The 13,802-nt window shown below is 34.7% G+C and carries 12 protein-coding genes; all 12 read left to right on the forward strand.

The features are described from left to right. Nucleotides 1–16 precede the first annotated feature (16 nt). The 12 genes from ACONDI_RS03175 (at nt 17) to ppdK (ending at nt 13,770) form a co-directional block, all read left to right on the forward strand. On the forward strand, nt 17–2,272 hold the full coding sequence (locus ACONDI_RS03175; protein ID WP_241080041.1) for an HD family phosphohydrolase: 2,256 nt from the start codon (nt 17–19) through the stop codon (nt 2,270–2,272). Continuing rightward, nucleotides 2,160–2,645: an rRNA maturation RNase YbeY gene (gene ybeY / locus ACONDI_RS03180; protein ID WP_241080920.1), complete on the forward strand. Its 486-nt coding sequence runs from the start codon at nt 2,160–2,162 to the stop codon at nt 2,643–2,645. The genes ACONDI_RS03175 and ybeY overlap by 113 nt, the downstream gene beginning before the upstream one ends. Nucleotides 2,646–2,672: 27 nt before the next feature. Beyond that, nucleotides 2,673–3,026: a diacylglycerol kinase family protein gene (locus ACONDI_RS03185; protein WP_241080042.1), complete on the forward strand. Its 354-nt coding sequence runs from the start codon at nt 2,673–2,675 to the stop codon at nt 3,024–3,026. A 250-nt stretch (nt 3,027–3,276) separates the two neighbouring features. Next, entirely contained in the window at nt 3,277–3,756 is a 480-nt protein-coding gene (gene cdd / locus ACONDI_RS03190) for a cytidine deaminase (RefSeq protein WP_476739059.1), read from the forward strand. Then, nucleotides 3,716–4,789: an alanine/ornithine racemase family PLP-dependent enzyme gene (locus tag ACONDI_RS03195; protein ID WP_241080044.1), complete on the forward strand. Its 1,074-nt coding sequence runs from the start codon at nt 3,716–3,718 to the stop codon at nt 4,787–4,789. Before cdd ends, ACONDI_RS03195 begins: the two co-directional genes overlap by 41 nt. Before the next feature lie 14 nt (nt 4,790–4,803). Next, nucleotides 4,804–5,688 (forward strand): GTPase Era, encoded by an 885-nt coding sequence (gene era, locus ACONDI_RS03200; protein WP_241080045.1) that lies wholly within the window; start codon nt 4,804–4,806, stop codon nt 5,686–5,688. Between the two features lie 3 nt (nt 5,689–5,691). Further along, on the forward strand, nt 5,692–6,429 hold the full coding sequence (gene recO / locus ACONDI_RS03205) for a DNA repair protein RecO (RefSeq protein ID WP_241080046.1): 738 nt from the start codon (nt 5,692–5,694) through the stop codon (nt 6,427–6,429). Between the two features lie 58 nt (nt 6,430–6,487). Beyond that, nucleotides 6,488–7,375, forward strand: coding sequence for a glycine--tRNA ligase subunit alpha (gene glyQ, locus ACONDI_RS03210; RefSeq protein WP_241080047.1), 888 nt, complete (start codon nt 6,488–6,490; stop codon nt 7,373–7,375). Next, entirely contained in the window at nt 7,368–9,449 is a 2,082-nt protein-coding gene (glyS, locus tag ACONDI_RS03215) for a glycine--tRNA ligase subunit beta (protein ID WP_241080048.1), read from the forward strand. The genes glyQ and glyS overlap by 8 nt, the downstream gene beginning before the upstream one ends. A gap of 204 nt (nt 9,450–9,653) precedes the next feature. Then, nucleotides 9,654–10,277, forward strand: a complete 624-nt coding sequence (ccpN, locus tag ACONDI_RS03220; protein WP_241080049.1) for a transcriptional regulator CcpN — start codon at nt 9,654–9,656, stop codon at nt 10,275–10,277. 27 nt (nt 10,278–10,304) lie between these two features. Next, nucleotides 10,305–11,132 (forward strand): pyruvate, water dikinase regulatory protein, encoded by an 828-nt coding sequence (locus ACONDI_RS03225; RefSeq protein WP_241080050.1) that lies wholly within the window; start codon nt 10,305–10,307, stop codon nt 11,130–11,132. Further along, nucleotides 11,125–13,770: a pyruvate, phosphate dikinase gene (gene ppdK / locus ACONDI_RS03230; RefSeq protein ID WP_241080051.1), complete on the forward strand. Its 2,646-nt coding sequence runs from the start codon at nt 11,125–11,127 to the stop codon at nt 13,768–13,770. The genes ACONDI_RS03225 and ppdK overlap by 8 nt, the downstream gene beginning before the upstream one ends. The last annotated feature ends 32 nt before the right edge of the window (nt 13,771–13,802 follow it).

A 13,802-nucleotide genomic window follows, 5' to 3' on the forward strand; every position in this document is an offset into this window, starting at 1 on the left:
ATTCGGGGGGATTAATATGGCAGTTAAGAAAAAACAAAAAAGAAACCTTTTAAAAAACCTAATAGGAAGTATCAAACTTTTTAACAACAAGGAAATGTGGAAAAAAGCCGGTATTGTTGGTTTGATTTTTGTAAGTGTTATCCTTGTTATGAGTATAAATTTTTTCCCCGAAACATTTGAGAGAGGTCAGGTAAGCCCGAAAACTATATTCGCTCATAGAGATGTAATAGATGTATATACGACAGAAAAACTACAGGAAGAACAGCTTGAACAGGTCTCTGATGTGTACAAGCATGATGAAGATGTTCATGATATTGTAATGGAAAGAGTGGACGCAGTTTTTGGAATAATAATTGATACAGTAGTTAATGGTGAAATAGTTGAAGAAGCCGATGAAGAAGAAGCACAAAATCAAGATGAAAAAGTAGAATATGCTGTAGATAATATAAATGACCAGCCAGGTATTAGTAATGTGGATGAAGATTTGGTTGAAATTCTTCTTGATTCTAACCCTGATAGACTTGAAAATATGCAATACGATTTGAAACCTATTTTATCTAACGCATTAGAGCAGGGGATCAAAGAAGAAGATTTGGAAGAAGAATTAGAAGACCTAAAAAATGAAATAAGCGTTATGAATTATAATGAAAATGAAATAGATTTTTTAATTTGGTTGACTTTTGAAGCAATTGAGCCAAACATGATTTTTGATGAAGAAGCAACTGAAGAGGAAAAACAGGAAGCTATTGATAGTGTAGAACCAGTTGAAATCCTAGAGGGTGAAGTTATTGTAAGAGAAGGAGAAAGGATAACCGAGCAACAGGCTAGAGCTTTAGAAGAACTTGATTTAATGAGGGCTGACAGAAGTATTTTGATGTTTGTGGGTTTGATTTTAATAATAGCTGTTATATTTTTATTACTAGGGTTATTTATATATTATTTCAGAAAAGATATACTCGAAAATAATAGATTATTGGTGTTAGCAGGCTTGATATTAGTTGCTTTACTTTTGCTTGCTCAAGGTATAAGTATTTTTTCAGAATTTTTGATTCCCGTTGCGATGGCGTCAATATTATATGCAGTTTTATTTGGTGCCAAACTGTCGGTTATGTTTGTTGGAATGATAGCAATTTTAATTGGTATACTAACTGATTTTAACTTTGAAGCAATGATAATTGCAATGGTTGGAGGTCTGGTTGGAACTTTTTCTGTTACCAGGCTGCAGGAAAGAGGAGACTTGACTAGAGCAGGAATTTATGTAGCACTTATAAACTTAGCTGTTATTACAGGACTACTACTTGTTAGAGGAGGAGTAGGTTTTGATGAAAAGTTATTAAAGGCGGCGTATGGAGTGACTAATGGCTTCTTATCTGGTATATTGGCTATTGGTATATTGCCTTATCTAGAGAGCGGATTTGGTCTTACGACGCCTGTTAGATTACTTGAGTTATCTAACCCGAACCATCCTCTTTTGAGAAAACTAATGATGGAGGCACCTGGAACCTATCATCATAGCATTATTGTTGGAAACTTAGCAGAAGCTGCTGCAGAGAAAGTTGAAGCAGATACCATTCTATCTAGAGTTGGTGCGTACTATCATGATATCGGAAAGATAAATAGACCATACTTTTTTATAGAGAATCAGTTTAGCAAGGAAAACCCACATGATAAGATTTCACCTAGTTTAAGTTCGCTGATAATTGTATCTCATGTTAAAGAAGGAGTAGAGCTTGCCAGGGAATATAATCTTCCAGAGATTATACAGGATATGATCAAGCAACATCACGGGACAAATTTTGTTGGATATTTTTTCTATCAGCTTCAAGAAGATAACGAAAATAAAAATAAAATACTGGAAGAAGACTTTAAATATAAAGGTCCAAAACCTCAAACTAAAGAAGCAGCGATAGTTATGTTAGCAGATTCAGTAGAGGCTGCCGTTAGAGCTATGTCCGATCCTACTTCACACAAAATTGAGGGGCTAGTTCATAAGATTGTCAAAAAACATCTTGATGAAGGTCAGTTAAATGAATGTCATTTAACTTTGAAAGACTTAAATGAAATATCTAAATCATTTGTTCAAATACTTTTAGGGATATATCATAACAGGGTAAAATATCCTGAAGAATTAGTGAAAAGGAGTCAGTTAAATGGAAGTTATGATAAAGGAAGCAAACAAAAGAAAACTGAAGAAAGAGGAGAACAGGATAATAGAGAAGATAACAAGGATAGTGATCGAAGAGGAGAAGATGACAGACCAGGTGGAGATTAGTTTGTGGTTAATAGATGATGAAAAGGAAATGGCTAAATTAAACAATAAATATAGAGGCATCGATGATTCAACAGATGTATTATCTTTTCCTCAATTTGATGAAAATGAAATAATAGATGTTAAGAAGGGTAATTTTTTGGAAGGGAATTATTCAAACGAGGAGAATATACCTTTAGGAGATGTAATTATATCCATCACAAAAATGAGAGAACAGGCTAAAAATTACAATCATACCGAAGAAAGGGAACTTGCATTTTTATATTTGCATGGGCTCTTACACTTACTAGGATATGATCACGCAAGTGATATAGACGAAAAAGGTATGTTTGAAAAGCAGGAGAGAATACTGAATAAATTGGGAATTAATAGGTGATCTTTAATTGGATGGAGGTATACGAAATTGGGGAATCATCCTATATATGTAAGCATCTATATTGCAATTAAAGGATTGCTGCTGGCAATAAAAAGAGAAAGAAGTATGAAGTACCATCTAATACTTGGAACATTAGCATGTATACTTGGATTATATTTGAGAATTGATAGGATAGAGTGGATGTTTGTTATTATTTCAATTTTTATGGTAATAGCGGCTGAAACAATAAATACTGCAATAGAAGAATCTATAGATATTTTTGTGAAAGGATATTCAGAAAAAGCTGCTATTGCCAAAGATGTTTCTGCTGGTGCAGTTTGTATAACAGCGCTTAATGCTTTGATTATTGGGGCAATAATCTTTTTGCCTAAAATTTTGTGAAATATTATGGTGCAAAAAGTCTATTCACATAAGTAAAGTGTTTTTAATTGATACATCTAAGATTCGTCAGCCGTCGAAATAAGGCTCACAAATCTATGAACTCATCCTGAGTTCGGTTAGTTAATGACATCCTATCATTAGACCTTATTTCTCCTGTTATCTCATCAAGATGTATTGCAATTAAAAACAAGAACTTTGTTCATATGACTTTTTGCACCAGAATCAAATATAGAAATGGACAATTTTTAAAATTTCAGGTAAGGAGTATAACTATAAGATGAGTTATAAAAAGCTGATAGATTCAGCTATTAAAGCTAAGGAGAATGCTTATGCCCCGTATTCTGATTTTAGAGTGGGGGCTAGTTTAGTAACTACGGATGGTAAAATATATACTGGCTCTAATATAGAGAATGTATCTTACGGACTTAGTATGTGTGCTGAGAGGGTAGCTATTTATAAAGCAGTAAGTGAAGGTGAAAAAAACTTTGTTAGTCTAGGGCTAAGTTCTGATAGAGAGATTTTTATAACTCCTTGTGGAGCTTGTCTTCAGGTTATTATTGAATTTTGCAATGATTTGGAAATTATTTTGATAAATAATAAAGGAGACTATAAAACTAGAAAGGTTGAGGAGCTTTTGCCGGGGGCATTTAAATCATCTATGTTGATAAAGGAGGAAAAAAATTTAAACGATGAAACCCCAAAACCCCCGGGTAGAGATAAACTTAAATAAAATCCAAAGAAATGTAGAATTGATTGTTAATAAAGCCAAACAGTTTGATATAAACGTAGTAGGAGTTACAAAGGCTTTTTTGGCAGAAGAACCGATAATGCAAGCTTATCTAAAGGGTGGGATTAAATGGCTTGCTGATTCAAGAATAGAAAACATAGAAAAAATAAGGCGTTTTGGATTTAAGGGGATTATATTATTACTGAGGCTTCCCATGATAAGCGAAGCTTTAGAAGTTGTTAATTATGCAGATGTAAGTTTAAATAGTGAGTTAGAAACTTTAAAAAAAATTGATGAAGTTTCTAAAAGGCTACATAAAATACATGGAGTCATATTGATGGTTGATGTTGGCGACAGAAGAGAAGGTATTTTGCCTGAAGACTTGAAATACTATTATCATGAAGTACAAAAGTTAAAAAACTTGAAGTTAGTTGGTCTTGGGTTGAATGTGGGCTGCTTTTGGGGGGTCCTACCTACTTATTCTAATGCCAAAGTTCTTTTGCAGTTAAAAGAGGAGCTTGAAAGAAAAGGCGGTAAAGTTCCCATATTATCTGGAGGTAGTACCTGCGGGCTTACGCTTCTCTTTGAGAATGAAATGCCAGAAGGTATAAATCAACTGAGGGTTGGTGAAGGTTTCCTCCTTGGCCAGGATAGTGTTAGAGAACTTCCTATACCAGGAGCAAAAAATGATGCTTTTAAACTTTCTTGTGAAATAATTGAAATTAAAAAAAGACCATCTAACCCTGCTGGTGAAATAGGTTCTACTCCTACAGGAGATAAACCTGATTTTATGGACAAAGGAAATAGAGATAGAGCAATTCTTGCTTTAGGAAGACAGGATGTAATCGTATCATCCATTAGACCTGTTGATGAGGATGCTATAATTGAAGGAGCAAGCAGTGACCATTTAATCGTGGATATCACCAATAGCAGAAAAAACTATAAAGTTGGTGATGAAATGAAATTTTACCTGTCGTATGGAGGTATTTTTTCTGCTATGAATTCTTATTTTATTAAAAATTTATATCTAAATTGAAAAGAGGGGAAATAATGTTTAGATCAGGTTTTGTTTCTCTATTGGGGCGCCCAAATGTTGGCAAGTCGACTCTTGTAAACATGTTGATAGGCGAAAAAATAGTAATTACAAGTGACAAACCTCAGACTACTCGTAACAAGATTCATTGTATTTTGAATCGAGAAAATGCTCAGTTAATATTTATTGATACTCCTGGAATGCATAAGCCAAAGCATAGACTTGGAGAAAATATGGTTAGAGTTGCCCAGAGAACCCAGAGAGAAGTGGATGCTGTATTATTGTTAATGGATGGTTCTACATATTTTGGCCCTGGCGACAAATATATTTTAGAGGTTTTAAATAATATAGAAACACCCGTAGTTTTGGTAATTAATAAAACTGACTTGGTTGATATGGATAAGGCTAAAGAACTTGGAGAGCAGGTTTCTAAAGAGTATAATTTTGATCAAATTTTTTATGTTTCAGCACTTGAAGGAGAGAATTTGGACGGCTTAATAGATTATTTGGTAACATTAATGCCAGAAGGTCCAAAGTATTATCCTGATGATATGATTACTGACCAACCTGAAAGATTATTGATAGCAGAGCTTGTAAGGGAAAAATTATTGCACCATACAAGTGAAGAAGTTCCTCATTCTATAGCAGTTGAAGTTGACAAAATGTCCAAAAGAGAAGGCAAGGAATTAATAGATATTAATGCAACAATTTATGTCGAAAGAAAATCTCAAAAAGGGATCGTAATTGGAAAAAGCGGCAAATTACTAAAAAAGGTTGGTGAATTGGCAAGAAAAGATATTGAACATTTGCTTGGCAGTCCAGTCTTTTTGCAGTTGTGGGTTAAAGAAAAAAGAGACTGGAAAAACAAAGCTGGCTTTTTGCAAAATATGGGGTATGATTAGAATATGTCAAATAAGTTATTTACAACAGAAGGTTTAATTTTAAAGACTACAGATTATAAAGAAAATGCAAAGCTTGTTACATTGTTTACGCCGGGACACGGAAAGATATCAGCTATAGCTAAAGGTGTCAATAAAAAAAACAGCAAGATGAGAAGTTTTATTCAAATATTTGTATATGGAGACTTTCAAGTATATGCAGGAAAAAATTTATACACTATTACCCAGGGGAAGGTACATAATTATTTTCCGGGGATTAGAGATGATCTAGAAAGTATGTATCGTGGTATTTATATATTAGAGATATTGGAAAAAATAACTGTAGAAGAAGAAAGTTATGATCTGTTCTTTTTGGCATTATCTTCTTTATACTTACTGAATAGCTTAAAGGATAATAGAGTGGTGCTTCTTTTTTTTCAGATTAAAATATTAGAGAATTTGGGCATAACTCCATATTTAGACTCCTGCATAAATGGTCATCATATAAGTGACAAATTGGGGTTTGATTTAGTTGAAGGTGGAATTTTGTGTGAAATATGTATGTCTAGGATAGACAGAGTTTATAAAATTCAAAGAGGAAGCTATAAGATTCTAGAATTTTTGCAAAAAGCTACTTTAGAAGATTTGAAGAAACTTAAACTTTCTTCTTCACAGTGCAATGAAATATGGAAGTTATTAAACGATTTTCTTGAAAGCCAAACAGGTATTAACTTAAAATCAAAGAGTTTTTTGACTTCTATTTGACAAAGCTTGTTTATTTTTGCTATATTTCCATGGTAAACCTTCAAAGGAGGTTATGTGATTGTATTTTCAAGATCTGATATTTAAATTACAAAATTACTGGACAAATAAAGACTGTTTGTTATGGCAACCGTATGATGTAGAAAAAGGTGCAGGGACAATGAACCCGGCGACTTTTTTACGTACCTTAGGGCCTGAGCCCTGGAATGTTGTTTATGTGGAGCCATCAAGAAGACCGACAGATGGTCGTTATGGTGAAAACCCAAATAGATTATACCAGCACCTTCAGATGCAGGTTATTTTGAAGCCTACTCCTAAAGATGTTCAAGACTTATACTTAGAAAGCCTGGAAGTTCTTGGGATTGATCAATTAAAGCATGATATAAGATTTGTTGAAGATAATTGGGAATCGCCCACTCTTGGAGCATTTGGACTTGGATGGGAAGTTTGGTTAGATGGTATGGAAATAACTCAATTTACTTATTTTCAGCAGGTAGGAAGCTTAGAAGTCGACAGCGTTTCAGTAGAACTTACATACGGACTTGAAAGAATTGCAATGTTCATACAAGGTGTAGAAAATGTATTTGACGTAGAATGGAAAAAAGGAATTACATACGGGGAAGTATTTCAAAGGGCTGAATATGAAAATTCCTGCCATGCATTTGACTATTCTGACCCTGATGTCTTATTTAAAGAATTCGAAATTTATGAGAAAGAAGCTATAAGACTACTTGATAAAGGGCTTGTTTTGCCTGGATATGATAATGTTTTAAAGTGCTCTCATGTTTTTAACCTGCTAGATGCTAGAGGTGCCATTAGTGTTACAGAGCGAACTGGATATATAGGTAGGGTGAGAAACCTTGCAAGACAATGTGCAAAAGAATATCTAAAAGTAAGAGAAGAAATGGGTTATCCTCTTATGAAAGAAGGAGAGAATTCAAATGTCTAGTACTAAAAATAATTTATTGTTTGAAATAGGTACTGAAGAGCTACCTGCTCGTCTAATGCAGGGAGTTCTAAATCAAATGAAAAATAATGCAAAAATAAAATTAAAAGACAATCGTCTTAAATTTGATGACATAAAAGTTATGGGGACACCAAGAAGGTTAGCTTTAATAGTTGATGGTATGGAGGAAACTCAAGAGGACTTGGAGGAATATGTAAAAGGGCCGAGTGTAGATATTGCATATGATGAAAATGGAGAACCAACAAAGGCAGCACATGGTTTTGCAAAGAGTAGTGGCGTTGATGTAAGTGAACTAGAAGTAAAAGATGTCAAAGGAAAACAGTATGTTTATGCTGTTTCTAAGACAGAAGGTAAAACTGCTAAAGAGTTGTTACCTTCAATTTTGGAAGATATAATAGTTAGTTTTGACTTTCCAGGAAAAATGTTTTGGGAAAACAAAAGTGAGAAGTTTATAAGGCCAATAAGGTGGTTGGTAGCAATCTACAAAGATGAAGTTCTACCAGTTAAATTTGGAAGTGTAAAAGCTGATAGATTTACCAGGGGTCATAGGTCACTATCGAGCGGAGACATAGAAGTAAAAACACCTGAAGAATATCCTAAAGTTATGAATGATGCCTTTATTATGGTGGACCACGAAGAAAGAAAGAAGGAAATTAAAAAACAAATCGATGAAATTGCTGATTCTGTAAATGCCAAAGCAAACTTTAGTGAAGAGCTATTAAATGAAGTTAATTTTTTGGTTGAGTGGCCCACAGCACTTTTGTGTGAATTCTCCGAAAAGTTCTTGGAACTGCCTGACAAAGCTCTTACGACCTTTATGGAAAAACATCAAAGATACTTCCCTGTTAAAAACGACAAAGGTGAACTGCTTCCATACTTCATAACTATCAAAAACGGTGACAATAGCCACATAGATACCGTAAAGAAAGGTAATGAAAAGGTCATAAAAGCCAGATTATCTGATGCTAGATTCTTTTATGAAGAAGATAAGAAAACCACTCTTGAGGAAAAGCTTGAAAAATTAAAGTCTATAGTTTACCGGGAAGAGTTAGGTAGTGTGTATCAAAAAACAGAAAGAATGGATGAAATAGCAAGGACTCTATTAGATATATTAGAGATTGGAGAACCCGTTAGAAGCCATACACTTAGAGCGACCTTGTTATCTAAGGCAGATCTTGTTACCCAGATGGTCTTTGAATTTTCTAACTTGCAGGGATATATGGGTATGGAATATGCTAAGATTGATGGTGAAGAAGAAGAGGTTTGTCAGGGGATTTATGAACACTATCTGCCAAAACATGCAGGTGATGAACTACCACAAACTATAGTTGGCACAATAGTTAGTATAGCAGACAAAGTTGACAATATTGCCAGCAGTTTTGCCATAGGACAGCAGCCAACAGGTACTCAAGATCCTTATGCTTTAAGACGCCAGGCCCTTGGGATGATATATATTATATTAGAAGCTGAACTGCATGTTTCTTTAAGGAAAATATTCAGAAAAGCATTAAGCTTAATTCCCGATGATAGCTTTGTAGCACCTTCCACTGAAGTATTAGAAGATATTATGAATTTTATGGAATCTAGGATCAAAACCGTATTTACGGATTATAATTTGGAAGGTGACGTCATAAATAGTGTGCTTGCTTCTGAAGGTGCTGATGTATATCTTGCCTATTCTAGAATAAAGGATCTACAAGAAGAAAAAGGAACTGAAAGATTAGAAGAGATTATGACCGCCTACAATAGAGTTAAAAACTTAGCACATAAGGCGAATGGTTCTGATATTTACTTAGAACTTTTAAAGAGTGATCAGGAAAGGGTTTTATTTCATCGATATGAAGATGCAAAAGAAAAAGTGGAAGAACTTTTAGAAGAAGGTGATAATAAGTCAGCTTTAGAAGAACTGACTAAATTAAGAGAACCTATTGATGACTTTTTTGACCATGTGATGGTTATGGTTGAGGATCACCATCTTAAAGATAATAGATTAAATTTGCTACATCACATAAATGAACTTTTTCATAAAGTAGCTGATTTTTCTAAGTTAAGATAAGGCCGGTTATGCCGGTCTTTTTTTATAGACTTTTTGCACTAGAATCAAATTTATATCTAAAAAATTTAAATTAATGGAGGAATATGTGTTAACATATAGTATAAATATGATACAATATATAACCGATAGCTACAAAATATACATCAAAATTTAACTTAGCTATTACATATATATGTATTTTCGATAAGGTGGTGATCAGGGTCCTTGAAATTCTCTGACAGGCAAAAAAAAATTATCAAGATAGTAAAAGAAAATGGCCCTGTAAGTGGTGAAGAAATAGCTGATTACCTAAAACTAAAACGATCTACCTTACGCCCTGACCTATCATTATTGACTATGGCGGGTATACTTGAGGCTAGGCCTAAAGTAGGCTATTTTTATACAGGGAAAAAAATAAAGAATACTTTATTTGAATTTTTAAAAGAAAAACAGGTTAAAAAATTTAAATCGCTCCCCGTGGTGGTGACAGAAGAGACCAGTGTCTATGATGCAATAGTAACTCTGTTTTTGGAAGATATAGGAAGTATTTTTGTGGTAGGAGAAGAAAGTTCCTTAAGAGGAGTAATTTCTAGAAAAGATTTTTTAAAGACTACCCTGGGTGATAGTGATCTTAATAAGATGCCGGTGGGAATCATAATGACACGAATGCCTAATGTTGTGACTATTTACGAAGAAGAAACCATATATAGTGCTATCAAAAAAATGGAAGAGTTCCAGGTGGATTGTCTACCAGTCGTAAAAGAGGGAAAGAATGGTGACTTTGATGTTGTCGGCAGGTTTAGCAAGAGCCACGTGATTAAAATGTTATTAGAATACAGCGAAAGTTAATGGCTGTAGATGTTGGGAGGAAATTATATGACAGATATTATCGAAGAGAATGTATGTTACATTGTATCAGATTCTATAGGAGAAACTGCAGAATTAGTGGTAAAAGCTGTGGCAAGCCAATTCAACTCGGACAGGATTGAACTAAGGCGTATACCATTTGTAAATGACACAGAAACGATCAAAGAAATTGTGGAAGAAGCAGAAGGATTTAACAGTATTATTGCTTATACCCTTGTGACATCAGAACTTAGAGATATTATTGAAAGAGAGGCCAAAGGGAAAAATATTACTACTGTAGATATAATGGGGCCTATGATGGATACTTTTAGGGAGGTATTTAAGAAAAATCCACGACAGGAAGCGGGGCTTGTAAGAAAATTGGATGAATCATATTTTAGAAGGGTTGATGCTATTGAGTTTGCAGTTAAATATGATGATGGGAAAGATCCCAGGGGGATTTTGAAAGCAGACGTTGTACTTATAGGGGTTTCTAGAACTTCAAAAACACCACTTAGTATGTATCTTGCAAACAAAAGATTAAAAGTAGCTAATATGCCACTAGTACCAGAGGTAGAACCTCCAGAAGAGCTTTTTAAGATACCAAAAAGAAGAATAATTGGTCTTACAATTAGTCCAGATAAATTAAACGAAATTAGAAAGGAACGCTTGAAAACTTTAGGGTTAAAAGCCAAGGCTAATTATGCAAGTATGGAAAGAATACTTGAGGAGCTAGAGTTTTCAGAGAACTTTATGAAAAAACTAGGTTGCCCCAGGATTGATGTTAGTAATAGAGCAGTTGAAGAAACTGCTCAATCAATATTAAAAATGATTAGGGAGAGTGAGAGAGATGAATAAGGCAAAATATACTTATCTTTTCGAAGAAGGCAACTCTGATATGAGGGAAACTTTGGGTGGGAAAGGCGCAAATCTTGCTGAAATGAGCAGGATAGGACTTCCAGTACCACCAGGATTCACAGTTACTACGAAGGCTTGTAATGAATATTATAATAATGATGCTAACTTAACAGATGAAATGAAAGAACAAATTTTTGAATCACTACAAAAAATTGAAGATGAATCAGGCAAAGGTTTTGGAGAAAAAGAAAATCCTCTATTAGTATCTGTTCGCTCAGGAGCAGTTGCGTCTATGCCTGGTATGATGGATACAGTGCTAAATCTAGGCTTAAATGACGAAACAGTAGAAGGTCTGGCAGAGAAAACAGGGAATAGAAGGTTTGCACTTGACTCTTACCGCCGTTTTATCCAGATGTTTGGAGATGTAGTGCATGGAATAGAACACTATCTTTTTGAAGATATTATAGAAAATGAAAAAGATAAAAATGGAGTCGAAAATGATGTTGAATTATCAGAAAAAGCTCTTGAAGATATAATAGTAGAATTTAAAAAAGTTTTTGAACAAAAGACAGGTGATAAATTCCCTGAAGACCCTAAAGAACAGTTATTACAAGCTATAAAAGCAGTGTTTAATTCATGGAATAATCAAAGGGCTAAGGTTTATCGCCAAATTAATGATATACCTGACGATTTAGGAACTGCAGTTAATGTCCAATCCATGGTATTTGGTAACATGGGAGAAGATTGTGGTACAGGCGTGGCATTTACAAGAAATCCCTCAACAGGGGAGAAAAAGCTGTATGGTGAATTTTTGATGAATGCACAGGGAGAAGATGTTGTTGCAGGTATAAGAACTCCTAAATCAATTGAAGAGTTGAAAGATATTTTACCTGAGGTTTATGATCAATTCGTTGACGTATACGAAAAGTTAGAGAATCATTATCGCGATATGCAGGATATTGAATTTACTGTAGAAAAGAAAAAGCTTTACTTACTACAAACTAGAAATGGCAAAAGAACAGCTAAGGCTGCAGTGAAAATAGCGGTAGATATGGTAAAAGAAGGTTTAATAGATAAAAAAGAAGCTATAAACAGGGTTGAACCAAATCATATTGATCAATTACTACATCCTCAAATTGATACTGAGAAGAAATTAGATGTAATAGCTAAAGGGCTGCCGGCTTCTCCTGGTGCGGCCTCAGGACAAATAGTCTTTGATCCTAATGAAGCAGAAAGAAAAAAAGAAAATGGAGAAAATGTAGTACTTTTAAGGCCTGAAACTACTCCTGATGATATACACGGTATAGTTGCTGCTGAAGGAGTGCTTACTAGTAGGGGTGGAATGACAAGTCATGCGGCAGTTGTTGCAAGGGGTATGGGAAAACCCTGTGTAAGTGGCTGCGATGCTGTAAGTATAGATATAAATAAGGAAGTGGTTCAGGTTGATGATACTATACTTAAAAAGGGAGACCTTATCTCAATTGATGGAGCTACTGGTAATGTGATTAAAGGTGAAGTAGAGCTAATAGATCCAAAGCTTGGAGGAGAGTTCAAAGAAATTCTTGATTGGGCAAATGATATGAAAGGATTAGCTGTCTGGGCTAATGCTGATACTCCTGAAGATGCCAAAAAAGCAAGAGAATTTGGTGCCGAAGGGATAGGTCTTTGTAGGACAGAGCATATGTTCATGGCCCAGGAGAGGATTCCAAAAGTCAGAAGGATGATAATGTCTGAAACTGAAGAACAGAGAAAAGAAGCTTTAGAAGATCTCTTGCCCCTTCAGGAAGAAGATTTTTATGAAATATTAAAAGCTATGGATGGTCTTCCTACAACTATTAGATTACTTGATCCACCGTTACATGAGTTTTTGCCTAACTCACAAGACTTAGCCTGCGAAATTGAGCGTATGAAAGTAAAAGAGGAAGACGAAGAAAAAATATTAGAAAAAGAAGAATTTCTTAAGGCTGTCAATGCCCTTGAAGAATCAAACCCAATGTTAGGGCACAGGGGTTGTAGGTTAGGACTGACCTATCCTGAGATATATATAACTCAAGCGAAGGCAATTATTAAAGCTGTTATTAAACTAAAAGATGAGGGTTGCAAACCGTGTCCGGAAATCATGATACCTCTTGTTGGGTATTCAAAAGAGCTGTCCATGATGAGAGAGATGTTAGAGGATACAATAAAAGAATTAGAAGAAGAAAACAACATTTCACTTAATATTCCCATTGGTACCATGATAGAGCTTCCCCGTGCTTGTGTGACAGCAGATGAGATCTCTGAACATGCAGACTTCTTTTCATTTGGAACGAATGATTTGACCCAGACAACCCTTGGCTACAGTAGAGACGATGCAGAAGGGAAATTCTTACACTATTATATACAACAAAACCTATTAGAAAAAAATCCATTTTCAGTTTTAGATCAAGAAGGTGTAGGAAAGCTAATTGAGACTGCCGTAGATAAAACAAGAAAAACAAAACCGGAATTTAAATTAGGAGTCTGTGGAGAACATGGAGGAGAGCCTAGTTCCATTGAGTTTTTCAACAAATTAGGGTTAAACTATGTAAGTTGTTCGCCTTACAGGGTGCCAGTAGCAAGATTTGCTGCGGCAAGAGCTAAATTAAACAATAATTAAAAAATTAGGGAAAAAGATTCTGGTGCAAAAAG

It is taken from the genome of Natranaerofaba carboxydovora, assembly GCF_022539405.1.
Classification (GTDB): Bacteria; Bacillota; Natranaerobiia; order Natranaerobiales; family Natranaerofabaceae; genus Natranaerofaba; species Natranaerofaba carboxydovora.

What these genes read in the sequence shown, in the direction of transcription:
- ACONDI_RS03175 (WP_241080041.1), top strand. Translation starts at nt 17, where the DNA reads ATGGCAGTTAAGAAAAAACAAAAAAGAAACCTTTTAAAAAACCTAATA.
- ybeY (WP_241080920.1), top strand. Translation starts at nt 2,160, where the DNA reads ATGATAAAGGAAGCAAACAAAAGAAAACTGAAGAAAGAGGAGAACAGG.
- ACONDI_RS03195 (WP_241080044.1), top strand. Translation starts at nt 3,716, where the DNA reads ATGAAACCCCAAAACCCCCGGGTAGAGATAAACTTAAATAAAATCCAA.
- era (WP_241080045.1), top strand. Translation starts at nt 4,804, where the DNA reads ATGTTTAGATCAGGTTTTGTTTCTCTATTGGGGCGCCCAAATGTTGGC.
- recO (WP_241080046.1), top strand. Translation starts at nt 5,692, where the DNA reads ATGTCAAATAAGTTATTTACAACAGAAGGTTTAATTTTAAAGACTACA.
- glyS (WP_241080048.1), top strand. Translation starts at nt 7,368, where the DNA reads ATGTCTAGTACTAAAAATAATTTATTGTTTGAAATAGGTACTGAAGAG.
- ACONDI_RS03225 (WP_241080050.1), top strand. Translation starts at nt 10,305, where the DNA reads ATGACAGATATTATCGAAGAGAATGTATGTTACATTGTATCAGATTCT.
- ppdK (WP_241080051.1), top strand. Translation starts at nt 11,125, where the DNA reads ATGAATAAGGCAAAATATACTTATCTTTTCGAAGAAGGCAACTCTGAT.